Source organism: Anoxybacillus gonensis (genome assembly GCF_001187595.1).
GTDB lineage: Bacteria > Bacillota > Bacilli > Bacillales > Anoxybacillaceae > Anoxybacillus > Anoxybacillus gonensis.
In genome coordinates this window covers 1,669,595-1,693,476 of record NZ_CP012152.1, presented here as the reverse complement: position 1 = coordinate 1,693,476, position 23,882 = coordinate 1,669,595, and the positions used below count along the sequence as shown (strand labels likewise).

Below are 23,882 nucleotides of genomic sequence, written 5' to 3'. Positions count from 1 at the left end.
GGAGGGAACGCTATGCATCGCGGAAAAGGGATGAAATTTGTCGGCGACTCGCGCGTACCTGCAATGCGCAAGCCGAACATTCCGAAAGACTATTCCGAATATCCGGGGAAAACAGAGGCGTTTTGGCCGAACTTTTTATTAAAAGAATGGATGGTCGGCTCCGTCTTTTTAATCGGCTTTTTATGTTTAACCGTTGCGCATCCGTCGCCGCTTGAGCGAATTGCGGATCCGACAGATACAAGTTATATTCCGCTTCCAGACTGGTACTTCTTATTCTTATACCAACTATTGAAGTACTCATTTGCATCTGGTCCATATACAGTTGTTGGAGCGATTATTATTCCTGGACTTGCATTTGGTGCGTTATTGCTTGCACCGTTTTTAGATCGTGGTCCAGAGCGTCGTCCATCAAAACGTCCAGTTGCTGTCGGAATGATGTTGCTTACGCTCGCGGCAATCATTTTCTTAACATGGGAATCTGTCGTCACGCACGACTGGGAAGCAGCGGCTGAACAAGGAAAAATTCGTGCGGAAGTAGACATTGACAAAAATGCAGAAGGATATAAAATTTTAGAAGCAAATACATGTTTAACGTGTCACGGTGAAAACTTGCAAGGAGGTCCGGCAGCACCATCGCTCGTTGGCACAGGATTATCTCCAGAAGAAATTGCTGACATTGCGAAAAATGGTAAAGGTGGCATGCCAGGCGGGATTTTCAAAGGCACAGATGAAGAATTGCAAAAACTTGCAGAGTTTGTCGCTGGTTTAAAAGCAGAATAATGTGTAAAAGCTGACTGAACATCAGTCAGCTTTTTTGTACATACGGGAGGTCAATATATGCTACACATACGTACTTTGTTAATGCATCGGTCGTTTCTTATGCTTTTGTTAATCGTGAATGTCATTGGAACGATTTACGGTTACATATGGTACGGACCGCAATTGTCGGAAACGCCAACGATCTTTCTTCCGTTTGTCCCAGATAGTCCGACAGCGAGCTTATTTTTCGTATTTGTTTTAATGGCGTGGCTTCGTCATACGCATTGGCCGTTTATGGAAGCATTAGCCGTTGTGACGCTTGTGAAATATGGCATTTGGGCGGTTGTGATGAATATGCTTGTATTTGTTGTGACTGGCCAGCTCGGCTTTGCAGGGTGGATGCTCGTTATCTCGCACGGAGCGATGGCGGTGCAAGCGTTGTTGTATGCTCCACACTATCGCATGTCGTTCGTTCATGTTGTTGTCGCAGCCATTTGGACGTTGCATAACGACGTCATTGATTACGTGTTTGGCATGATGCCACAATATCACATGTTAGCGCAATATACGTCACAAATCGGCTACTTTACGTTTTGGCTCAGCATCGCTTCTATTGCCGTTGCGTACATTTTTTCACATCGGCGATAAATCATGGTCTATGTCTCTTTTTGCGGTCATATATTCAATAGTAAGATCGTAAGGAGGGACAAGGAGATGCGCATTCGACTCGTCGTGATGTTTATCATCATTTATTTATTTCCGTATACAGTATATGCAACCGGTCATGAATGGGACAAACTAGATCAAATTTCTGACGAAGCGCTTCAGCTAACAAAAAATGACCGTTTGCAAGAAGCAAAGCAGTTATTAGAATACTTTGAACAACAATTCACATTGTTTCGTGAAGATATTCATTCGATGGATGTTATATATGTGTTAACAGCTACACACGAAGAAGCGCTGAAAGCGGTCACAGCATCGAGTGTACCGATGGAACAACGAATCAACCAATTGACACAATTTCGGCTTGCGGTCGATGCTGTTCACGCTAAACATCAACCTCTTTGGAAAGAAATGAGAAATGCTGTCATGTCCGCGTTTGACAAGATGAAACAAGCGATGGAGCGAGAAGACGAACAATCGTTTCAACAAGCGTTTCATCAATTTTTACAACAATACCAACTCATTGAACCGAGCGTGAAAATTAACGGTGATCGTGAACAAGTACAACGTGTATCTGCCCATATTTCTCTTTTGGAAGCGCCTGCTTTTCGTCAATTGCATGCAACAGAGCGAATGAAAGAGTTGCGGCAAATGGAAGAAGATTTACAAGCGTTGTTTGCGGATGGAAAAAAAGAAACGGCACTTCCTTCACTTTGGTGGGTGATGACGTCGATCGGTGGCATGATCGTGATGACGTTAACGTATGTAGGGTGGCGAAAATACCGTGGTGAAAAAGAACGAAAAATGGTAAGGGATAAACAATAAAGGCGTCCAACATCGGACGCTTTTATTCATGTAGCGGTTGTTTATTTTCATCTAACGTAAATCCTTCACCGTGCACATCATGCACATCGCTAATCGCAACGAACGCATACGGATCAACGGACGTGATGATCGCTTTTAAACGGGATAATTCGTTTTTCGCTACGACGCAATATAAAACATCTCGTTCACGTTTTGTGTAAGAGCCGATTCCTTTTAAAATCGTAACCCCTCGTTCCATTTCTGTCATAATTTTTTCGGAAATTAAGTCGCTTTTTTCAGAAATAATGGTTGCCCCTTTTGCTGCGTATGCTCCTTCTTGTAAAAAGTCGATGACGCGCGCACCGACAAACACCGCAACGAGCGTATACATCCCTTCACGATAAGGTAAATACGTAAGCAACGAGAGAAAAATGACGCACGAGTCAAATAGAAACATCGTTTTTCCCATACTAATGCCTTTATATTTATAAACGAGCCGAGCGATAATATCGACACCGCCTGTTGTTCCTCCATAGCGGAAAATAATACCGAGACCGACCCCGATAAAAACACCAGCAAACAAAGCGGCTAATGTGAGGTCGTTATTTAACGGAATGTGAAATCCGTATCGTTGAAAAATCCAAAGAAAGACAGATAAACTAACCGTTCCGAGAATCGTATAAAAAAACGTCGTCCGTCCGAGCAATTTCCACCCGATAAAAAAGAGAGGAATATTCAATACTAAGTTCGAAATCGAAGGATCGATCCCAAACAAAAAGTATAAAAGAAGGGTAATTCCTGTAAACCCGCCTTCTGCTAATTTATTTTCCATATTGAAATGGACAAGTCCAAACGCAAAAATAGCCGAGCCTAGTAAAATAAATGCTACATTTTTCAGCTTCATCAACTTCACCCCTTGAATATGACTGCGTTTTTTATTATAGAGGAATGTGATCATACCCGTCAAAAACATTTGTCAAACGTCCCACTTTTAGCTAACATGAATGTAAGAGGTGAAAGTCATGGAAAAAACGATGCGACAACTGCAACAAGAAGTGGACGAATACATTGGACAGTTTAAAGAAGGATATTTTAGCCCGCTAGCGATGCTCGCCCGTTTAACGGAAGAATTGGGGGAACTCGCTCGTGAAGTCAACCATTATTATGGAGAAAAACCAAAAAAGAAAACGGAGCAAGAAAAAACGATTCAAGAAGAACTAGGTGATTTATTGTTTGTCCTTATATGCATGGCGAATTCGTTACATATCGATTTACAAGAAGCACATGATGCGGTCATGCATAAATTTCAAACGCGAGATCGCGATCGTTGGACAAGAAAGGAAGAGGAACGATGATTCGAATTGTCATTGCTGGACCACGTGGACGAATGGGACGAGAAGCTGTTTCCCTCGTTCATCATACAGAACATTTTGAACTTGTGGCGGTTGTAGACCGAATGAACGAAGGAAAAACGTTAGCGGAACTTGACGGCTTTCCTGCGATAGAAGCGCCAATTTTTACAGATTTAGAACGGTGCTTGCAAACGGTACAAGCCGATGTGCTCATTGATTTGACAACGCCGGAAGTGGGAAAACGTCATACAGAAATAGCATTGCGTTATGGCGTTCGACCTGTTGTTGGCACGACAGGATTTACAGAAGATGATTTAGCACGTTTAACAAAAATAGCGGAAGAGAAAAAAATAGGTGCGATTATTGCGCCAAACTTTGCGATCGGTGCCATTTTAATGATGAAATTTGCGCAAATGGCGGCCAAATATTTTCCTCACGTAGAAATCATTGAACTTCATCACGATCAAAAGCTTGATGCTCCATCCGGTACAGCGTTAAAAACAGCTCAGCTCATTCAGCAAGTACGCTCTTCGTTTATGCAAGGGCATCATGCGGAAAAAGAGACGATCGAAGGTGCTCGCGGTGCATTATATGATGGCATGCGCATTCATAGTGTTCGCTTGCCGGGGCTTGTGGCGCATCAAGAAGTCATTTTTGGTGGCGATGGACAGACGCTCACCATTCGTCATGATTCGTTTAACCGCGCATCGTTTATGTCAGGCGTTCGCTTTTCTGTTGAAACGGTGATGAAGCTAGAAACGCTCGTATATGGATTAGAGCATTTAATTGAATAAGGAGGCGAGGACATTGAAAATCGCATTAATTGCGCACGATAAGAAAAAAGAAGATATGGTACAATTTGCGACGGCATATCAACACATTTTAGCTGAACATGAGTTATATGCAACAGGTACGACAGGATTGCGCATTCAAGAAGCGACGGGTCTTTCTGTCCATCGCTTTCAATCTGGCCCGCTTGGCGGCGATCAACAAATAGGTGCGATGATCGCAAATAATGATATGGATATGGTGATTTTTTTTCGTGATCCATTGACTGCCCAACCGCATGAGCCGGATGTGAGCGCGCTCATCCGCCTTTGTGACGTGTATGCCATTCCGCTAGCGACGAACATGGGAACAGCAGAGGTGCTCATACACGGCTTAGAGCGCGGCGATTTTGCATGGCGAAATATTGTGAAGCGAGGAAAAGAATGATGCATATGTTAGCGTTTGGCGCTCATCCAGATGATGTAGAAATCGGAATGGGCGGAACGATTGCGAAATACGCTCAACAAGGGTATGACATCGGCATATGCGATTTGACGCTAGCGGAACTTTCATCGAACGGAACGATACATACTCGGCAACAAGAGGCGAAGCGGGCAGCCGACATTCTCGGCGTTCGCACGCGTATACAGCTACAACTTCCTGATCGTGGATTAACGATCCAAAAAGAGCATATTGATCCGATCGTGACTGTCATTCGTACGTATCGGCCGCGCATCGTATTTGCACCATATTGGGAAGATCGCCATCCCGATCATGGGCAATGTGCGAAGTTAGTGGAAGAAGCGGTGTTTTCAGCCGCTATTCGCCGTTACGGAGAACTTCCTCCTCATCGTGTGCAAGCGGTTTATTTTTATATGATTAACGGCTTTCATCGTCCTCAGTTTGTTATTGATATTAGCGATACGATCGACAAAAAATTGGCGAGTTTACGGGCGTACGAAAGTCAGTTTGAACGAATGAGCGGTTCAGTTGACACGCCGTTAACAAACGGCTATATTGAAACCGTTGAAAGCCGCGAGCGATTGTTCGGAAAAGAAGTAGGTGTTTCGTTTGCGGAAGGATTTATTTCGAAAAAACCACTTATACTTGCACATGATTTGTTAGGGGAAGAACGATGAAACTGAAAATAGGAATTGTTTGTTATCCGTCGGTTGGCGGCTCTGGAGTCGTTGCGACGGAATTAGGAAAAATGCTTGCCGAACGCGGTCATGATATTCATTTTATTTCTTCAAGCATTCCGTTTCGGCTAAATAAAGTGTATCCAAACATTTATTATCATGAAGTAACAGTCAATCAGTATTCTGTATTTCAATATCCGCCATACGATTTAGCGTTGGCGAGTAAAATCGCGGAAGTGGCAAAGCGGGAGCAGCTAGATATTATTCATGCACATTACGCTGTTCCGCACGCCCTTTGCGCCTTTTTAGCAAAGCAAATGGTCGGCGACCATTTAAAAATTGTGACGACGCTACACGGGACAGATATTACCGTTCTTGGATACGACCCGTCATTAAGCGACTTAATTAAATTTGGTATCGAACGATCAGATGTGGTAACGGCGGTATCGAATGCGTTAGCCATTCAAACGTATGAGCTACTTGACGTACAAAAGCCTATTCAAACGGTGTACAACTTCGTTGATGAACGTGTATACAGCAAACAGCGAAATGATGAACTTCGGCGTCAATACGGCATCGCCCCGCATGAAAAAGTGGTCATTCACGTATCGAATTTTCGCAAAGTGAAGCGGGTATGCGATGTCGTTCGCACGTTTGCGCTCGTCGTGAAACAAGTCCCGGCGAAATTGCTTCTTGTCGGTGATGGACCGGAAATGACGGTCGTTTGTCGCCTTGTAAAAGAATTAAAACTATGCGACCACGTTCGCTTTTTAGGAAAGCAAGAAAACTTAGCGGAGTTATATTCCATGAGCGATGTAAAATTGTTATTGTCAGAAAAAGAAAGTTTCGGTCTCGTCTTGCTTGAAGCGATGGCATGTCGCGTTCCTTGTGTAGGAACGGCGATTGGCGGCATTCCTGAAGTAATTGAAGATGGAAAAAACGGCTTTTTATGTGCGCTCGGTGATATAAACGAAGCGGCGCATCATACCGTTCGCTTATTGACGGATGAAGCTCTTCGGGAAACGATGGGACAAAAGGCGTATGAAACGGTGTATGAAAAATTTTATTCCGAACGAATTGTGGCACAATATGAACACATTTATTTTCAACTTAAAGGGGATGAATGATGAACGAACAATTTCGACAGGCGCTTTCTGTCATTGAAACATTAAAACGTCACGGGCATGAAGCGTATTTTGTCGGCGGTGCCGTTCGTGACTATATATTGCAAAGACCAATCGGAGATATTGATATTGCGACATCCGCCCATCCGCAAGAAGTGATGGCCATCTTCCCGAAAACCGTTCCTGTTGGTATTGCCCACGGAACAGTGATGGTCATTGAGCGCGGGATTTCATATGAAGTGACGACATTTCGAAAAGAGGGGCGTTACGAAGATTATCGAAGACCGAAAGACGTCACGTTTGTTCGTTCGCTTTATGAAGATTTGCAGCGGCGGGATTTTACGATGAACGCCATTGCGATGAATGAACACGGCGAGATGATCGATCCGTTTGGCGGAATCGAAGCGTTAAAACAACGCATGATCGAAACGGTTGGCGATGCGGCCGAGCGATTTAACGAAGATGCGTTGCGAATGATGCGCGCGCTTCGATTTGTTAGTCAGCTTGGCTTTTCTTTATCGCCAAACACAAAACAAGCGATCATGCAATACGGTCATTTACTGCAACATATTGCAGTTGAGCGCATAGCGGTTGAATTCGAAAAATTGTTGCTCGGCCCATTTATGTCTAAAGCGATCGAGCTTTTTATCGAAACGAATTTATTTTTGTACTTGCCTGAGCTTGCGACGAAAAAAGGAGAGCTCGCTCAACTAGGGGCTTCTTCACTTGTGCCAGCTCATCGCATTGAAGCGTGGGCGCGATTAGCATCTGTCGCTCATTTTCAAAACCAACAATTGAAAAAATGGAAATTGCCGAACCACCTCATTCGCGACGTGTCGATTTGCTTAAAAGCGCTCGAACATATTCGCTCCTTTGAGGATTGGACAATCGATGCGCTGTATAAGTACGGACCGTATATTCCGCATATCGAGCGTACACGCGCAGCGCTTTATGGTGACGAACCGCATGTGTCTCTGTTAATGAAACAGTGGGAAGCGCTGCCGATTCGCGATCGGAAAGAGCTTGCGATCAACGGTCACGATTTGCTTGCATTATTTGAAAGAAAATCTGGTCCGTGGTTAGCTGAAATGATTGAAAATATGGAGCGTGCCGTGCTGCATCGTCAAGTGGAAAATGAGAAAGAGAAGTTAAAGGAGTGGGCGGTGTGCAATCAGAAACGAGAAAACAACTGCTGAAACTATTTACAGAAGCAGGAGAGTCATTTTTATCGGGACAAAAAATTAGCGAACAGCTCGGTTGCTCACGAACCGCGGTTTGGAAACATATTGAAGACTTAAGAAAAGAAGGGTTTGAGGTCGAAGCGGTTCGACGGCTCGGCTATCGTCTAAAACAAATGCCTGACAAACTAAACGCGAATGAATTACAACTTGGTTTAAAAACGAAACGTTTTGGTTGGAACGTATACGATCAAGAAAGCGTGCCGTCAACGCAACAATTAGCCCATCAACTTGCGCACGAAGGTGCCGAAGAAGGAACGATTGTCATTGCCGAGGAACAAACAGCAGGGAGAGGACGTTTAAACCGGTCATGGCATTCACCGAAAGGAACAGGCATTTGGATGAGCATTATTTTACGTCCGTCCGTTCCACCACAACAAGCACCTCAGCTGACGCTTTTAGTTGCTGTTGCGGTTGCCCAAGCGATTCAAGAAGTAACAAATATCGTACCGGACATTAAATGGCCAAACGATGTATTAATCAACGGGAAAAAAGTTGTGGGCATTTTAACAGAATTGCAAGCGGATCCCGATCAAGTGCGAGCAGTCATCGTCGGCATTGGCATGAACGTCAATCAAACACAATTTCCGAGCGATATTGCTTCGATTGCGACGTCGCTTGCGATTGAAACAGGACGAACGTTTCATCGACCGAAAATTGTTCAAACGTTATTACAAAAATTAGAACAGTTATATGAACAATATTTACAACACGGATTTTTACCCATTAAACTGTTATGGGAAGGTTATTCCGTAACGATTGGTCAACAAATTGTAGCGCGTACGCTAAATGGAGCGATTCGCGGTGTTGCACTCGGCATTACAGATTCCGGGACATTAAAAGTACAAACAGAAGACGGAGCGATCCATTACGTCTACTCAGCGGACATTGAAATAAAAAAACAGTAGGAAAATTTCGAAATATTTGTTAAAATGAAAGCGGTTGAAATTGGGCAGTATCTTTGTAAGAACTGCACCACGCACGACGATATGTTTAACATGGTTTCTGCCTTGATCCGATGAAGCGGACGGGGACAGAGGGATGGAGCGAAACAAAAAGTCCTTCTTTCTCGATTTTGGCAGAAAGAAGGCTTTTTTTATCCATTTCCTCTGCATATGAGAGGAGGATGTATATGAAAACAAAATTAGATTTTCTTCGCATGAAAAAAAATCACGAGCCAATCGTTATGCTGACTGCTTACGATTATCCGTCAGCCAAGCTTGCTGAAGCCGCCGGGGTTGATATGATTTTAGTTGGCGACTCGCTCGGCATGGTCGTATTAGGATACGACTCAACGATCCCAGTCACCGTTGAAGAGATGATTCATCATACGAAAGCGGTTCGACGTGGTGCGCCGAATACGTTTATCGTGACAGACATGCCTTTTATGTCCTATAGTACGGTGAACGACGCATTGCAACATGCAAAAGCGATCATGCAACAATCAGGTGCAAATGCTGTAAAAGTCGAAGGAGCAGGCACAGTATTACAAGTGATTTCTGCTTTAACAGAAATGGGAGTTCCTGTTGTTGCCCATCTTGGCTTAACGCCACAATCGGTCGGCGTATTAGGAGGATATAAAGTGCAAGGAAAAGATGCCGAAAGTGCAAAGCGTCTTTTAGAAGAAGCGAAAGCGTGTGAGCAAGCAGGAGCGATTGCGCTCGTGTTAGAATGTGTGCCGAAACAACTTGGAGAGGCGATCACGAAACAACTAACCATTCCGACGATTGGCATTGGAGCGGGAGTTGGTACTGACGGACAAGTGCTCGTTTATCACGATGTGCTTGGATATGGTGTAGACCGTGTGCCAAAGTTTGTTAAACAATATGCGAACGTTCAACAAACGATGCAACAAGCGCTTGCGGAGTATGTTGCCGACGTCAAAACACGTCAATTCCCGAGCGATGAACAATCATTTACGATGAATGAGCAACAATGGATTGCATTGTATGGAGGGAAATAAGGTGGTTATCATCGAAACAATTAAGCAAATGCAAGCGCATATCATTGCTGAACGACAAAAAGGAAAAACAATCGGTTTTGTACCGACGATGGGTTATTTACATGAAGGGCATGTCGCATTATTACAACGAGCACGCCAAGAAAATGACATCGTTGTTTTAAGCATTTTCGTCAATCCGCTCCAATTTGGACCAAATGAAGATTTCGATCGTTATCCGCGCGATTTTGAACGCGATTGTGAAATGGCTAAACAGGCGGGCGTCGACATTGTTTTTTATCCATCAGTCGATGAAATGTACCCACACGAGCCATCTGTGACGGTGAAAGTGCATGAGCGCGTCGATGTGCTTTGTGGAAAATCGCGCCCAGGTCATTTTGATGGTGTGGCGACGGTTGTGACGAAACTATTTCACATCGTCATGCCACATCGTGCCTATTTCGGAATGAAAGATGCGCAGCAAGTCGCTGTGATCGATGGGCTTATTCGAGATTTTCATTTTCCGATTGAGCTCATTGCTGTTCCGACCGTTCGTGAAGAGGACGGACTTGCTAAAAGCTCGCGCAACGTGTATTTAAGCGAACGGGAGCGACAAGAAGCTCCTGCATTATATGCTGCTTTACAAAAAGGAAAAGCATTCATCGAAGCGGGAGAACGCGACGTAGAGAAGGTACGACAAGCCATTGTACATCATATCGAACAACATACAAGCGGTGTGATTGATTACGTTGAAATTTATTCGTATCCTGAGTTAAAGCCAATTCAAACGTTACAAGGAAATATCATTATTGCGCTCTCTGTGCGGTTTACAAACGCTCGTTTGATTGATAATATCGTTATGAACGTACAATAAGGGGGAAACATCATGTTTCGCACATTAATGAACGCTAAAATTCACCGTGCTCGCGTAACGGAAGCGAATTTAAACTATGTTGGCAGCATTACGATCGATGAAGATATTTTAGATGCAGTCGGCATGGTTCCAAACGAAAAAGTGCAAATTGTAAATAACAATAACGGTGCACGATTTGAAACATATATTATTCCAGGAGAAAGAGGGAGCGGTGTATTTTGCTTAAATGGGGCAGCTGCTCGTCTCGTTCAAAAAGACGATGTCATTATCGTCATTTCATATGTGCTCGTACCAGAAGAAAAAGTAGCTTCACACCGTCCGAAAATCGCGATTATGGACGAGCATAATCGCATTAAAGAGCTTATTGTTCAAGAGCCGGCGGCGACCGTTTTATAACGGGAGCCATGCCGCCTCTTTTTATTTGTGATACACATGCGAGGTGGAGAAATATGAATGATCGCTTTGTCGTCGTCGATATTGAAACGACAGGAAATGCCCCGAAAAAAGAAGATCGCATCATTCAAATTGGTTTTGTCGTCATCGAGGGCGACAAAGTTAGCGAACGTTTTTCAACATTCATTCAGCCTGAACGGGACATTCCGCCATTTATTCAACAGTTAACAGGCATTGATCATACGATGGTGCACGATGCTCCTCCGTTTCATCATATTGCACCGATGCTTGTTGAAAAATGGGAAGGAGCTTATTTTGTTGCCCATAACGTTCATTTTGATTGGGCGTTTTTGCAAGAGGAATTTATTCGTAGCGGCGTACAACCACCGACATGTCGGCTTTTAGATACGGTAGAGCTCGCACGTTTTCTCATGCCGACACAATCAAGTTATAAGCTTAGCCATTTAGCTGAATCGTTGTCGCTTGCGCACGATCGGCCACATCAAGCCGATTATGACGCGGAAGCGACTGCCCAACTTCTTCTTTTTTTACTTCGCAAGCTATCTCGTTTACCGCTTGTGACATTAAAGCAACTACGCCGGCATAGCCAACCGTTAAAAAGCGAGCTGACCGCTTTGCTAAACGAGTTTATTGCAAAAAAAGAACGCACGGTTCAACCGGATGACTCAGTCGTTGAATATGAAGGAGTCGCTTTAAAAGCATGGTTTTTGCCAAAACATGAAGATCGGAATGAACATGTTCCGTCTTTTTCAGAATGGCTTGCGACAAACCCGTTTGTTGCGCCATTTGAATATCGCGACGGGCAACAGCAAATGATGATCGATGTAAACGAAGCGTTACAAACGTGTCAACATGCGCTCATTGAAGCAGGAACAGGCGTTGGAAAAACGATCGCTTATTTGCTTCCTGCAGCGTTTTATGCAGTAACCCAACAGCGCCCTGTTGTCATTAGCACACATACGCTCCAACTGCAAAAACAAATGATTGAAAAAGAATTGCCGCGCGTCGCTAAGCTCGTTCCGTTTTCATTTACAACCGCGATGTTAAAAGGAAAAAGAAACTATATTAGCGTGCGAAAATTTGCTCGTACGTTAAAACATGTCGACACAAACTACGATATCGCTTTAACAAAATGTCAATTGCTCGTTTGGCTAACGGAAACGGAGACAGGAGATGTCGATGAATTAAACTTAACTGCAGGGGGCGCGCTATTTTGGGAAGAGGTGCATAGCGATGAAACAAATGAAGAGCACGATTTTTTTGTGCGCGCCAAAGAAAAAGCGAAACACGCACATGTGATTATTACAAATCACTCGTTCGTTATGCATGATTTAACAGCAGACGAAAAGTTTTTGCCGCCACACGAACAGCTTATTATCGATGAGGCGCATCATTTAGAAGACGTCGCTGCCCATTTTTTCGGTCGGCACGTGTCATATGAGTACGTTCGGCTATTATGGACGCGGATGAACGATATGGCGACGATGCACCAAATGGGTGCGCTTCGCTCGCTTCTTGGAGATTTGGAATATGAACTAAATCAACTGTTTCAATCTCTTCGCCATTACGTACTGCGCCGACAAAAAGGGGACGGTCGCATACGTTACCGTTTCGTTCCTTGGAAAGAGTATGGGAAAGAATGGAACGGGACGATAGAATTGCTTATGCGTATTATGAGCGATGTACAGCAACTGTCACATATGATGAACGATGTTCCGAAAGAAGATGTCAAACCTTTTACAACGTTTGTAGACGTTTTATATACGTTACAACATTTACTAACGAGCGACGATGATGACATCGTGCGCTGGCTAGAGGTAGATACAAAAGCGGCAGTCAATGCGGTTACGGTTATTTCACAGCCGCTTGATTTAGCTCCGTTTTTTGCAGATCAACTATTTTCACGTAAGCGGAGCGTCATTTTAACATCCGCTACGTTAACGACAAACAATCGTTTTTCGTTTATAATTGCGCGGCTTGGTCTCGACGATTTTTATCCGTTTACACGCACCATTCCGTCGCCATTTTCATATGAAAAACAAGCGGCGCTTATGGTTCCGACCGATTTGCCGACGTTTCCTTCAGCTACTGTTGAACAATACGCTGAGCAAGCGGCACAACAAATTATACGCATCGCTAAACATACGAAAGGACGAATGCTCGTATTATTTACGTCATATGAGCTATTGAAACAAACGTATGCATTTGCTAAACAGCTCAATGATGAACAATCATTTGTATTGCTTGCGCAAGGAGTAAGCGGAGGCAATGCTGCGAAATTAACACGCCATTTTCAACAGTTTGAGCAAGCGATTTTATTTGGTACAAGTAGCTTTTGGGAAGGAGTAGACCTTCCGGGAGATGAAGTGACATGCGTCGTTATCGTTCGTTTACCTTTCGCTCCACCAGACGATCCGGTCATGGCGGCAAAAAGCGACTATATTCGTTCAAAAGGAGGCAATCCATTTTACGATTTATCGTTGCCACAAGCGATTTTGCGCTTTAAACAAGGATTCGGGCGATTAATTCGCACAAAAGAAGATCGTGGCATCATTTTCGTTTTAGACCAACGTTTATTAACCGCATCATACAGTAAATATTTTTTGCAATCTTTACCGCCTATCCGTGTATATCATGCGCCGCTTGCGGAACTTTTACAACATGTAAATGAGTGGCTATAATTTTCCCTTCATCGGTGAAAAATAAAAGGGGTAGATGAAGGGAGTGGGCGGTTTTGCAGTGGGCGTTATTATTTTTGCTACTCAATAGTTTAATGCATCCTTCTACGACAGGAGAGCATATTCAAAAAATTGATATGATGCTTGAAGAAGAAGAAATGGCCATTATTTTTTTGCCGCTTAGTAACGGAGAAGCGACGTTATTTAAACATGCAAGCGGAAAGACGATATTGTTCAATACAGGTGCCCCACATACAGAACGGGAACTAAAAAGATGGTTTGAACATTTTCATATTACTGAAATTGATGAACTCATCCTCACGAGCGATGATGAAGAGTATGTGGGGAATGTAAAATGGATTGAACAAACGTACGGTCCGAAAATTGTGAATGAATGGGAAGAACAAAAAGTGTATGAGCCGTTTCCGCATTTTCGTATGCAGCCGCTCTATATTGCCCATGGGGATGTGACGATGTCGCTTCAATATGGCCAGCTTCGCCTTTTATATATGGCGCACGCTGATCATCATGTCGAACGAACATTGATGACGATGCCGCTTAGCGATGTAAACATATTGAAAATTGCTCATTTCGGCCTCTATGATTATCCGCGGACATCTTTTTTAAAACATGTTGATCCGCAAGTAGCTATCATCTTTAAAAAGCACGGAAGTTGGCCGAATGAGCGATTGCTTGAACGGTTGTACGCAGCTTGGATTGACTGTTATGAGACGAATCGTTTCGGAGTGATTGTTGTGAAATGTAATTTACACGAATATGACGTCATGACGTTTTAAAAAAAGGGCCAACGTTCGGCCCGCGGTGTGTACGATAGGAATTTTTTTATTTCAAATTGACCAATGTAGGAAACCGTTGCTACAATGAAGATGTTTATACACTAAAATCGGTGTGTAGTTGTATTGTTTCCGTTCGCAATAAACGATATAAGTAACAAAATTTGTGCGCATGGAGGATCGGATCGTGGAAAGTAAAATTGAAGTATTAGCTACTGTAAAAGTTGAATACTCATCAGATTTATACAAAATTGTCGATTGTTTAAATCGGACGTTAAAAGAAAAAGACTTAATGTTCGGGCTCGCGCTTGATGAAGAAAATAAAGAAAAGGCCGTGTTTACGATTTATCGAACGTAAGAAGGGATGAGGGTGAGAAAAATAATCATTGCTTTCGCGTGCGTTTTGTTCGCTGCGTTATCGCTATATATTCATGCATATAGTGAGGCGGTATCGTCTAAAAATGAAAGCGAACAACGTGCAGTGAAACAAGCGGAGAAAAAAGGAATTGTTCAAGTGACTGACGTATATACGTATCGAGGAAACGATGTATACGTCATTGTGACAGGGAAAGATGATGAAGGTGAACAATGGATCGTATGGGTGACAGAAAAAGGGAAAGTGGCTGTGATGCATCGGGCTTCAGAAGGAATAACGAAACAAGAAGCGTTATCTTCCGTTAAGCCGTATCGTCCAAAAACAGTCATTTCTGTAAAATTAGGAATGGAAAAAGGGATCCCGCTTTGGGAAATTACATATATTGACGAACAAAACCGTTACTCGTTTTATTACGTTCGTTTTGAAGACGGGGCCTTTTTAAAAAGATATCATTTGACGAGGGGGAAGGATGTATGAAATTAGCGAAACGCGTCGCCGCATTAACGCCGTCATCAACGCTTGCCATTACGGCAAAAGCAAAAGAATTAAAAGCAGCAGGGCACGATGTGATTGGGCTTGGTGCCGGTGAACCAGATTTTAATACACCTCAACATATTATGGAAGCTGCTGTAAAAGCGATGTACGACGGACATACAAAATATACGCCATCCGGTGGATTAGCGACGTTAAAACAAGAGATTATAAAAAAATTTCAACAAGATCAACAACTCGATTATAAACCGTCGGAAATTATCGTATGTGTTGGAGCAAAACATGCGCTTTATACGCTATTTCAAGTTATTTTAGACGAAGGCGATGAAGTCATTATTCCGACGCCGTATTGGGTTAGCTATCCAGAGCAAGTAAAACTAGCAGGTGGCGTCCCTGTTTACGTGGAAGGGCTTGAAGAAAACGAGTTCAAAATTACACCGGAGCAGCTAAAACAGGCAATAACAAATCGGACGAAGGCGGTGATTATTAACTCGCCAAGCAATCCAACGGGCGTCATTTATACGAAAGAAGAGCTACAGGCGCTCGGTGAAGTATGCGTAGCCCACGACATTCTCATCGTTTCTGATGAAATTTATGAAAAGCTCGTTTACGGTGGACATGAACACGTTTCAATTGCGCAACTTTCACCGGAATTGAAAAAACAAACGATCATTATTAACGGCGTGTCCAAATCACATTCAATGACAGGATGGCGAATTGGCTATGCAGCAGGCGATGCCGACATCATTCGTGCGATGACAGACTTAGCAAGCCATAGCACATCGAATCCAACATCGATTGCTCAATATGCAGCGATTGCCGCATATAGCGGACCGCAAGAGCCAGTAGAACATATGCGTCAAGCGTTTGAACAACGTTTAAACATTATTTACGATCGCCTCGTTCAAATTCCAGGGTTTTCTTGCGTGAAACCACAAGGCGCATTTTACTTGTTCCCGAATGCAAAAGAAGCGGCGACGATGACTGGATACGAAAACGTTGATGCGTTTGTCGAAGCGTTGCTTGACGAAGCGAAAGTGGCGCTCGTGCCAGGTTCAGGTTTCGGTGCGCCAAATAACGTGCGTTTATCCTATGCAACATCACTTGATTTGTTAGAAAAAGCAATCCAACGAATAGAATGGTTTATTAGTGAGAAAGTAAGATAATCAAACGAAAGGGAGGAAAGTATCCTCCCTTTTCGAGTTTATGGCTTTGTTAGTTTTACTCTCTCAAATAAAGCAAGCAACCATGATCTTTTTCTCTCATGAGTGGTTTCGCTTTCAGTGTTTATGTTTTCACTTTCTTCGTTTAGCTGTAATAGCGTTTGAGAAGAGTTTTTTTTATCTAACATATTTTTTAAGTCCGTTTTTTCAAAAGTATAATCCGTTCTAGGAATAGTTAGATTTAGGATAGGTTCTTCGGACACAGTATCAAAGGGGGGTTCGAAGATAAATTCGATAGTATCTTCTGAATTCTTTGATAATGAGTTGAGCACATCAGAAGAAGGTACATTTCTCACGTAATATTCAGTAGTTGACAACGTTAAATTAGATAATTGTTCGTCGTCGTCCTCTTTGTTTTTAGACCGAATATGTGTTATATTGCTCTTATCGGTATTTTTAGGTTTTATTTGGTTTAGTTTCGACGGAGATGGTTGATTTTTTTTTTGTATGGGTGAAACGACAATCGGTTGGTTTGTTTCATTGCTGAACTGTTGAAGCTTCAAAAAACTGTTCGTAGGTGGAGTTGTTTTTGCCTCAGAAAAACCAGTCGTATCTTTTTCTCGCTCTGTTTTTTCTGTATTTGATCCTTTTTTTTGTTTGGAGAGCAGTTGAATGACATGCATTAACATCTCTTTCATCTCATTTATATCTGGGGTTGTATGTTCCTCTTTTTTCTTTTCAGCGCACTCAGTTAATTGTTTTAATTCAGAGATTTGATGTGCAATTTTTTCAATACCAGTAGAAAAATGAGCTGTTTTTTCAAAAAGGTTTTCAATTTCAATATGTTGGTGTGAAACTTTTTGCTTTAAATTGATAATATCATTTTGATTTTTTTGTTGCTCTTTGTCTAACCCGTTTAACATCGTTTCGAAGGTAGATATTTTATCTGCTAATGATTGCATTGCTTCTTTTAAAAGTTCAGTTTCTTCTTTTTGATTTGATAATTTTTTACTTATTTCTTCAACATGCCCTAATATTTTTTCGCCGCTTTTTTTAGAGAAATCATGTTCTTTTTCCATACTGTTAATCCTCTCCATGAACGATATAATAATTGATCGCAAAGAATGATGGTCTGCTAATTGGTTCTGATACTCATCTATTTCTTTCCTTAATGTGTGTGCTTGCTCCGTAATAATCTGCTTTTCATTTTCAAATTGATAATAAGTATCAAAAAAAAGTTGAATGCTTTCCTCAATTTTATCTAAATATCCCTTTAAATCTGAATAATATTCTTTTGTACTACTTTGTAATTGGGAATAACTATCCTTTATTTGTTGCACTTCGTTAATTAATTGTTTCATCTCATGTTTTTGGTTTGTAATTAGTTCGTTGGATTTTTTAAAAATATTTTTTAAGTTATTATTATCCGTTTTTAATTGATCGATTTGTTTATTTATATCAGCGAATTGTTGTTCAATTTGCATGGAAGCGATAATGGTTTTATATTTTTCTAATTCGGACTTTAAGTGAATGATTTTTTGTTCGAGCTGAATAGACTTGCTTTCTTTGTTCATGTTCTCACCACCTTTATCATTCATTCGTTAAAATTGTATGCATAGGGAATTTAAAGTTTGACTGCGTGATAAAAATAATTTGGTTAAATAAAATGCATCTACAACTGAAAATAGGCGTTTGTTTTGGCACGCCTTTAAGTAAATGACATAGTATAGAGTAGTCTTAAAAAATGATGAAAGGAGATTACACTAATGCCGATTAATTTAGAACAGTTTGCCCAAGAATTTAGCCCTGAGTGTATTCAAGTATGTAAAGTTTATGATTGGACAACAAACGTTATATCACTTACTCAAGAACTCACATTTACTTTTCCTACAGGATCTCTTCCGTCAACAATTTCTCAAGTTAATTGTGCAACTACTCTTTTAGAATGTGTAGAAGATGGGCCAAGACGAGATATTGAGTGTGTGGTTGGAGATGAACGTGTAACATTACAAGTTGTTACATTAAGTAAGACGATTCAAGTTATTTTAGAGGTGACAGGGACAACAACAACAGGTACGCAAACAACGGTAACGAGTAATCCAACATTAATTACAACGAGTGAAGAAGTCATTCTTTGTGCACCTGAAGGAACAACAGTATGTTGTAATGCTACACAAAATACGTTCAATACTTGTCGTGTTGGCTCTTTTACAAGAAATGGAGATACAATAACAGCTACAGTACTCATTCGTGTATGCCAAAATATCGTTGTAACGTTTGAAGTTATTTTGGAAGTAGCAGCTAAGTTTTGTCAACCTCGTCCGAAAATTGTTTGTGAAGAAGAGTGTCCAGTTGATGTATTTCCACCACAATGTCCATCCATTTTTCCAATGTGATAAAGTATGAAAACAATTAGAAAAGGGGATTTTTCTCCCCTTTTCTTCATACATATGGGAGAGAAACATATTTTTATGTTGTAGGGGAGAGAGGAAGAATGAAACATTTATTTGAGGACATTGAAAAAAAAATGCGCGTATTGGAACAAGAGTTTCAATTGGTCAATAAATTATTGTACGAAATGAAAAAAGAAAAGAATAACAATTATCCCTCATCTATTCAAGCGATTTCGTACTTTACTTATTCATTTATGTTACCAAGAAGAGAAAGCAAAGATGGTATGGTAATAGGGAATTTTATTATCCGTAATATGGGGTCTATCCCTCTCGATAATCCAGTCATTTGTTTGAAAATGATTCCAAAAGAGTATACAGGATTAACAGCCAAATTAGGGGAACATGTTTCATACGATCGTCGAATAAATCCCTTAGTAATGGAGGCTTGGCAATACATTGATGAAAATGCAGAACGTATTGCTGAAGAAAATGGAGAGTTTTGGATAAAACCTATTCAAATTCGTCAGATTAAAGAAGGGGAGCAACTCGCATTTGCTAATTTCCAAATTAAGTTAAGGTTTTCAGATGAAATCAATGCTTACAAAATATATGGTTTTTTTTATTGCACACAATTTCCAAAAGGAATAAAATCGCTTAATGATATTATTATTCATGGATAATAAAATCGGCTGACTCGTACATGAGCCAGCCGATTTTTATTACGCTTCTCGGACGACTAGTGCGTTTAATGCCCGTGTTTCGGCAGTAATTGAACTTAGAACATTTAGAACACTTCCCGAAGCTTCAATGACAATGCGGTAAATGTGTGTTCCAATGCTAGGTGTATCGACCCATGTTAGATTAGGAATTAGAGTAGTATCAACAGCAACAGTCAATATAGGGAGAAGAGATTCGATATCTAATTCTGTAACCGTTGTAAATGCTCCTCCATTTGTTGAGCGCTCTAAACGATAGGTGATTCCTGTTAATGATACCCCTGTTACAATAACTAATAAACTAAGTTCTAATTCCACCATAGAGTCTAATTTCACTCGGTCGTTGCTAAGGGTTGTGATAGGTTGTAAGCGAAGAACTTCAGTTACAGCAGTGCCGGCTACTGGGATTGTTATAGGTAAGTCTGTGGTAGATTGGGTAAAATACAGTTGAGGTAATAAACCACTATTACATAAACATGACATCTTATTTCCTTCCTTTCAAAAAGATTTATGCTTTCGCATCTAATGTATTAAATGAAAAAATAGAGAAAGTTGTTTCAGGCAACTATCTATTTTTTAAAAATAGGAAAAAAATAAATGAAGTTTAGCTGGTCTCTGCCTGGTGAAGAGACCAAACGAAGGAATGTTTGAACAAGGATGCGCAGAGACACGGGAAGGTTCGTCCTCATCAGATATGCAGAGATCCAAAGGCGCATTGTATATCAATCCTTCTCACTTGGGTGGAAATATAAAAATACCAAGTGTCCGTGAAGCTTGCCTATGGATTGTTATATATAAAAAAATGAAAAAGTGTGCTATGTACTTGATCAAAAAATTTTTTGGTACCCCTAAGATGTCAAGAAACCTGGATATATCAACATTTCTAGAGGGAGGGTCATTGTTTCTTCCTTGCTTGTGTTACATTTGAACAGTATAATATGAGATGTACACATACATAGTTTTTCAAGCAGATTGGTTGGAGGGACTTTTTGTGAAAACGACGATTGCAGAAGTACATAAATATGTAGGTCAAGAAGTAACGATTGGGGCTTGGCTTGCGAACAAACGGTCAAGCGGAAAAATTGCCTTTTTACAATTGCGCGATGGCACAGGCTTTATTCAAGGAGTTGTGGAAAAAGCGCAAGTGAGCGAAGACGTCTTTCAAGCGGCAAAAAGCATAACGCAAGAAAGTTCGCTCTATGTCACGGGTGTTGTGCGTGAAGATGCACGTTCGCCGTTCGGATACGAGCTTTCTGTCACAAACATTGAACTTATTCATATGGCTGTTGATTATCCGATTACACCAAAAGAACACGGGATCGAGTTTTTAATGGATCACCGTCATTTATGGCTTCGTTCGAAACGTCAACATGCGATTATGAAAATTCGCAACGAAGTCATTCGGGCAACGTATGAATTTTTCAATGAAAATGGCTTTGTCAAAGTCGATCCACCAATTTTAACAGGAAGCGCGCCAGAAGGAACGACAGAATTGTTCCATACGAAATATTTTGATGAAGATGCATACCTTTCTCAAAGTGGCCAGCTATATATGGAAGCAGCGGCGATGGCACTTGGCAAAGTGTTTTCGTTCGGTCCAACGTTCCGTGCTGAAAAATCAAAAACGCGTCGCCATTTAATCGAGTTTTGGATGATCGAGCCGGAAATGGCATTTTACCAATTCGAAGATAACTTACAAGTACAAGAACAATACGTATCCCATATTGTACAGTCGGTGTTAAAACATTGTCAGCTAGAGCTAAAAACGCTCGGTCGTGATACGTCTAAATTGGAAAATGTAAAGCCGCCATTTGCGCGCATTACGTATGATGAAGCGATTCAGCTTCTCCATGAAAAAGGATTTGACGACATTCAATGGGGCGATGACTTCGGTGCTCCACATGAAACGGCGATTGCAGAAAGCTTTGATAAACCGGTATTTATTACACATTATCCAACGACATTAAAGCCGTTTTACATGCAGCCGGATCCGAATCGTCCTGAAGTTGTTCTTTGCGCCGATTTAATTGCTCCAGAAGGATATGGAGAAATTATCGGCGGTTCAGAGCGCATTCATGATTACGATTTATTAAAGCAACGGTTAGAAGAACATCAACTATCGCTCGATGCGTATAAATGGTATTTAGAGCTTCGTCAATACGGCTCTGTGCCGCATTCTGGTTTCGGATTAGGTCTTGAGCGAACAATCGCGTGGATTTGCGGCGTCGAACACGTTCGTGAAACGATTCCGTTCCCGCGTTTATTAAATCGTTTATATCCATAATGAACAAATCCCCCGTGCTCACATGGGGGATTTGTTTTATGATATAATAGGGCGTGAGGTGTTTGACATGAATAATGAAATGATTCGTTTTTTCCGTACAGGAAGCATTGCCATTCCACGATTATTGTTAACGAACTATAAGACGCTTGGATTAAATGAAACAGAGTTTATGCTGCTTTTACACATTCATTCGTTTCTTGAGCAAGGCATTTCGTTTCCAACGCCAGATGAAATTGCGGCTCGAATGACAATTTCTCCAGAAATGTGCATGCAACAATTAAGAAAACTCGTTCAAAAAGGGTTTTTAGCCATTGAAGAACAGATGGATAACCATATTCGAAGTGAATGTTATTCGCTTGATCCGCTTTGGGAAAAGCTCATTCGCACAGTTTTTCAAGGACAAAAACAAGCGGAAGAACAAGAGGAGCAATTATATACTGTTTTCGAGCATGAGTTTGGTCGTCCGCTTTCACCGATGGAGTGTGAAACGTTAGCGATGTGGATGGATCAAGATGAACATGATCCGACGATCATTAAAGCGGCATTACGGGAGGCTGTATTATCTGGAAAACTAAATTTCCGTTATATTGATCGAATTTTATTTGAATGGAAAAAGAACGGCATTAAAACAATTGAACAAGCGCAACAACATGCAAAAAAGTTTCGCAAAAACCAAGGAAAACAAGATCAACCATATAAACCAACCGTTCCGATTTATAATTGGCTTGAACAGTCGTAGAAAGGATGGTTACATGCTAACAAAACAACAAATTCGCTACTGTTTAGACGAGATCGCAAACATGTTTCCAAATGCGCATTGTGAGCTTATTCATCGCAACCCGTTTGAACTGTTAATCGCCGTCGTTTTATCGGCGCAATGTACAGATGCGCTCGTCAATAAAGTGACGAAGCAATTATTTGAAAAATATAAAACACCAGAAGATTACGTGTCTGTGTCGTTAGAAGAGTTGCAACAAGATATTCGTTCGATCGGTTTATATCGGAATAAAGCGAAAAACATCCAACAATTATGTCGAATATTAATTGAACAATATGATGGAAACGTGCCGCAAAGCCGCGAGGAATTAATGAAGCTTCCTGGCGTTGGGCGCAAAACAGCGAACGTTGTCGTATCTGTTGCCTTTGGCGTTCCTGCCATTGCTGTGGATACGCATGTCGAACGAGTAAGCAAACGGCTCGGTATTTGTCGCTGGAAAGATTCGGTGTTAGAAGTAGAAGAAACGTTAATGCGTAAAATTCCGAAAGAAGAATGGTCGGTGACCCATCATCGCCTTATTTTTTTTGGGCGTTATCATTGTAAAGCACAGTCGCCTAAATGCGACATATGTCCGCTTCTTCATCTTTGTCGTGAAGGAAAAAAACGGATGAAAGGAAAGATGTAAATGATCGTTCCAAAAACGTTTCAACATCCGCTCTTTTTTGCGACCGATACGGTCGATATCAAGACGCTTCAACCGTTTCCGATGATCATGAAGCATGTGCCGTTTTATTATGATATGACAAATGAAGAAAAGCCATGGCAACAAAAAGAACGTGCGCTTCCTGCCGTATTTCAGCTTTGGGAAGAAGAAAAATGTGAGCTTGCCCCGTTGTTTGCAAAACGTCAAGCGAAACAAGCAAAAGACGGGATCATTCGGGGGGTAGGCTATTTTTTATGCGCGCTATATTGGCTGAACGAACGCCCAGTAGGAAATGTATGCTGCTGGGAAGAAGAAGTTTTATCTCTTCCGCTTCGACCGTTAAATGTCGTTGATCGGCTTTCCTTTATTTTCGCTCGACCGGCTCTTCATCATTCGTTTATTCAATTAGACGAATTATTTATCGAGCTTACGAAACTGTTTTATAAACAAATGGTTCAACAAAAAAGAGGCTGAGCATGTGCGCTCAGCCT

Annotated in this window: 27 protein-coding genes; 24 read left to right on the top strand and 3 right to left on the bottom strand. The window is 41.5% G+C overall.

Annotated elements, in window-relative coordinates:
* Positions 1 to 12: 12 nt before the first annotated feature.
* The 3 genes from AFK25_RS08815 (at position 13) to ypjB (ending at position 2,247) form a co-directional block, all read left to right on the top strand.
* Positions 13 to 780: a menaquinol-cytochrome c reductase cytochrome b/c subunit gene (locus AFK25_RS08815; protein ID WP_009373659.1), complete on the top strand. Its 768-nt coding sequence runs from the start codon at positions 13 to 15 to the stop codon at positions 778 to 780.
* 57 nt (positions 781 to 837) lie between these two features.
* Entirely contained in the window at positions 838 to 1,407 is a 570-nt protein-coding gene (lhaT, locus tag AFK25_RS08810) for a lipoprotein heptaprenylglyceryl N-acetyltransferase LhaT (RefSeq protein WP_019417606.1), read from the top strand.
* 66 nt (positions 1,408 to 1,473) lie between these two features.
* Positions 1,474 to 2,247: a sporulation protein YpjB gene (ypjB, locus tag AFK25_RS08805; protein ID WP_035066981.1), complete on the top strand. Its 774-nt coding sequence runs from the start codon at positions 1,474 to 1,476 to the stop codon at positions 2,245 to 2,247.
* 22 nt (positions 2,248 to 2,269) lie between these two features.
* Here ypjB and AFK25_RS08800 read toward each other — a convergent pair whose 3' ends face one another.
* On the bottom strand, positions 2,270 to 3,130 hold the full coding sequence (locus AFK25_RS08800) for a YitT family protein (protein WP_033383406.1): 861 nt from the start codon (positions 3,128 to 3,130) through the stop codon (positions 2,270 to 2,272).
* Positions 3,131 to 3,248: 118 nt separating this feature from the next.
* Here AFK25_RS08800 and AFK25_RS08795 point away from each other — a divergent pair, with 118 nt between their 5' ends.
* The 15 genes from AFK25_RS08795 (at position 3,249) to AFK25_RS08730 (ending at position 16,580) form a co-directional block, all read left to right on the top strand.
* A complete protein-coding gene (locus AFK25_RS08795; RefSeq protein WP_026011653.1) occupies positions 3,249 to 3,581 on the top strand; it encodes a nucleotide pyrophosphohydrolase in 333 nt (110 codons plus the stop codon).
* Entirely contained in the window at positions 3,578 to 4,372 is a 795-nt protein-coding gene (dapB, locus tag AFK25_RS08790; protein WP_009373653.1) for a 4-hydroxy-tetrahydrodipicolinate reductase, read from the top strand. Before AFK25_RS08795 ends, dapB begins: the two co-directional genes overlap by 4 nt.
* A 13-nt stretch (positions 4,373 to 4,385) precedes the next feature.
* Positions 4,386 to 4,793, top strand: coding sequence for a methylglyoxal synthase (gene mgsA, locus AFK25_RS08785; RefSeq protein WP_009373651.1), 408 nt, complete (start codon positions 4,386 to 4,388; stop codon positions 4,791 to 4,793).
* Positions 4,793 to 5,485, top strand: a complete 693-nt coding sequence (gene bshB1 / locus AFK25_RS08780) for a bacillithiol biosynthesis deacetylase BshB1 (RefSeq protein WP_009373649.1) — start codon at positions 4,793 to 4,795, stop codon at positions 5,483 to 5,485. The genes mgsA and bshB1 overlap by 1 nt, the downstream gene beginning before the upstream one ends.
* Complete coding sequence (gene bshA, locus AFK25_RS08775; RefSeq protein WP_019417601.1) at positions 5,482 to 6,612, top strand: N-acetyl-alpha-D-glucosaminyl L-malate synthase BshA; 1,131 nt, start codon at positions 5,482 to 5,484, stop codon at positions 6,610 to 6,612. The genes bshB1 and bshA overlap by 4 nt, the downstream gene beginning before the upstream one ends.
* Positions 6,612 to 7,805, top strand: coding sequence for a CCA tRNA nucleotidyltransferase (locus AFK25_RS08770; RefSeq protein WP_035066983.1), 1,194 nt, complete (start codon positions 6,612 to 6,614; stop codon positions 7,803 to 7,805). The genes bshA and AFK25_RS08770 overlap by 1 nt, the downstream gene beginning before the upstream one ends.
* Entirely contained in the window at positions 7,766 to 8,755 is a 990-nt protein-coding gene (locus AFK25_RS08765) for a bifunctional biotin--[acetyl-CoA-carboxylase] synthetase/biotin operon repressor (RefSeq protein WP_019417599.1), read from the top strand. The genes AFK25_RS08770 and AFK25_RS08765 overlap by 40 nt, the downstream gene beginning before the upstream one ends.
* Positions 8,756 to 8,979: 224 nt before the next feature.
* Positions 8,980 to 9,810, top strand: a complete 831-nt coding sequence (gene panB, locus AFK25_RS08760; protein WP_035066985.1) for a 3-methyl-2-oxobutanoate hydroxymethyltransferase — start codon at positions 8,980 to 8,982, stop codon at positions 9,808 to 9,810.
* Position 9,811: 1 nt separating this feature from the next.
* A complete protein-coding gene (gene panC / locus AFK25_RS08755; RefSeq protein ID WP_026011651.1) occupies positions 9,812 to 10,660 on the top strand; it encodes a pantoate--beta-alanine ligase in 849 nt (282 codons plus the stop codon).
* 12 nt (positions 10,661 to 10,672) lie between these two features.
* Positions 10,673 to 11,056, top strand: coding sequence for an aspartate 1-decarboxylase (gene panD / locus AFK25_RS08750; RefSeq protein ID WP_009373643.1), 384 nt, complete (start codon positions 10,673 to 10,675; stop codon positions 11,054 to 11,056).
* 53 nt (positions 11,057 to 11,109) lie between these two features.
* Entirely contained in the window at positions 11,110 to 13,755 is a 2,646-nt protein-coding gene (gene dinG, locus AFK25_RS08745) for an ATP-dependent DNA helicase DinG (RefSeq protein WP_035066987.1), read from the top strand.
* A gap of 53 nt (positions 13,756 to 13,808) precedes the next feature.
* The gene (locus AFK25_RS08740; RefSeq protein ID WP_019417595.1) at positions 13,809 to 14,549 is read left to right on the top strand and encodes a ComEC/Rec2 family competence protein; all 741 of its coding nucleotides are present in this window, start codon (positions 13,809 to 13,811) and stop codon (positions 14,547 to 14,549) included.
* A 184-nt stretch (positions 14,550 to 14,733) separates the two neighbouring features.
* Positions 14,734 to 14,904 carry a YpmA family protein gene (locus AFK25_RS14825; RefSeq protein ID WP_006319505.1) on the top strand — a complete coding sequence of 57 codons (171 nt, stop codon included), beginning with the start codon at positions 14,734 to 14,736 and terminating at the stop codon, positions 14,902 to 14,904.
* A gap of 12 nt (positions 14,905 to 14,916) precedes the next feature.
* Complete coding sequence (locus tag AFK25_RS08735; RefSeq protein ID WP_019417593.1) at positions 14,917 to 15,399, top strand: cell wall elongation regulator TseB-like domain-containing protein; 483 nt, start codon at positions 14,917 to 14,919, stop codon at positions 15,397 to 15,399.
* Positions 15,396 to 16,580 carry a pyridoxal phosphate-dependent aminotransferase gene (locus tag AFK25_RS08730; protein ID WP_019417592.1) on the top strand — a complete coding sequence of 395 codons (1,185 nt, stop codon included), beginning with the start codon at positions 15,396 to 15,398 and terminating at the stop codon, positions 16,578 to 16,580. The genes AFK25_RS08735 and AFK25_RS08730 overlap by 4 nt, the downstream gene beginning before the upstream one ends.
* A gap of 38 nt (positions 16,581 to 16,618) precedes the next feature.
* On the opposite strand, the gene AFK25_RS08725 is transcribed toward AFK25_RS08730, so the two are convergent.
* Positions 16,619 to 18,151: a coiled-coil domain-containing protein gene (locus AFK25_RS08725; protein ID WP_019417591.1), complete on the bottom strand. Its 1,533-nt coding sequence runs from the start codon at positions 18,149 to 18,151 to the stop codon at positions 16,619 to 16,621.
* 192 nt (positions 18,152 to 18,343) lie between these two features.
* On the opposite strand from AFK25_RS08725, the gene AFK25_RS08720 reads away from it, so the two are divergent.
* Together AFK25_RS08720 and AFK25_RS08715 are read left to right on the top strand one after the other, a co-directional pair.
* Entirely contained in the window at positions 18,344 to 18,973 is a 630-nt protein-coding gene (locus tag AFK25_RS08720) for a BMQ_0737 family morphogenetic spore coat protein (RefSeq protein ID WP_019417590.1), read from the top strand.
* Positions 18,974 to 19,071: 98 nt separating this feature from the next.
* Positions 19,072 to 19,650: a hypothetical protein gene (locus tag AFK25_RS08715; protein ID WP_019417589.1), complete on the top strand. Its 579-nt coding sequence runs from the start codon at positions 19,072 to 19,074 to the stop codon at positions 19,648 to 19,650.
* A 39-nt stretch (positions 19,651 to 19,689) separates the two neighbouring features.
* Here the strand turns inward: AFK25_RS08715 and AFK25_RS08710 are convergent, their stop codons facing one another.
* Complete coding sequence (locus AFK25_RS08710; protein WP_019417588.1) at positions 19,690 to 20,169, bottom strand: hypothetical protein; 480 nt, start codon at positions 20,167 to 20,169, stop codon at positions 19,690 to 19,692.
* Between the two features lie 508 nt (positions 20,170 to 20,677).
* Here AFK25_RS08710 and asnS point away from each other — a divergent pair.
* The 4 genes from asnS (at position 20,678) to AFK25_RS08690 (ending at position 23,865) form a co-directional block, all read left to right on the top strand.
* Positions 20,678 to 21,970 carry an asparagine--tRNA ligase gene (gene asnS / locus AFK25_RS08705; protein ID WP_026011650.1) on the top strand — a complete coding sequence of 431 codons (1,293 nt, stop codon included), beginning with the start codon at positions 20,678 to 20,680 and terminating at the stop codon, positions 21,968 to 21,970.
* 67 nt (positions 21,971 to 22,037) lie between these two features.
* Positions 22,038 to 22,709: a DnaD domain-containing protein gene (locus AFK25_RS08700; RefSeq protein WP_019417586.1), complete on the top strand. Its 672-nt coding sequence runs from the start codon at positions 22,038 to 22,040 to the stop codon at positions 22,707 to 22,709.
* Between the two features lie 13 nt (positions 22,710 to 22,722).
* Complete coding sequence (gene nth, locus AFK25_RS08695) at positions 22,723 to 23,373, top strand: endonuclease III (protein WP_026011649.1); 651 nt, start codon at positions 22,723 to 22,725, stop codon at positions 23,371 to 23,373.
* The gene (locus AFK25_RS08690; RefSeq protein ID WP_035066990.1) at positions 23,374 to 23,865 is read left to right on the top strand and encodes a YpoC family protein; all 492 of its coding nucleotides are present in this window, start codon (positions 23,374 to 23,376) and stop codon (positions 23,863 to 23,865) included.
* The last annotated feature ends 17 nt before the right edge of the window (positions 23,866 to 23,882 follow it).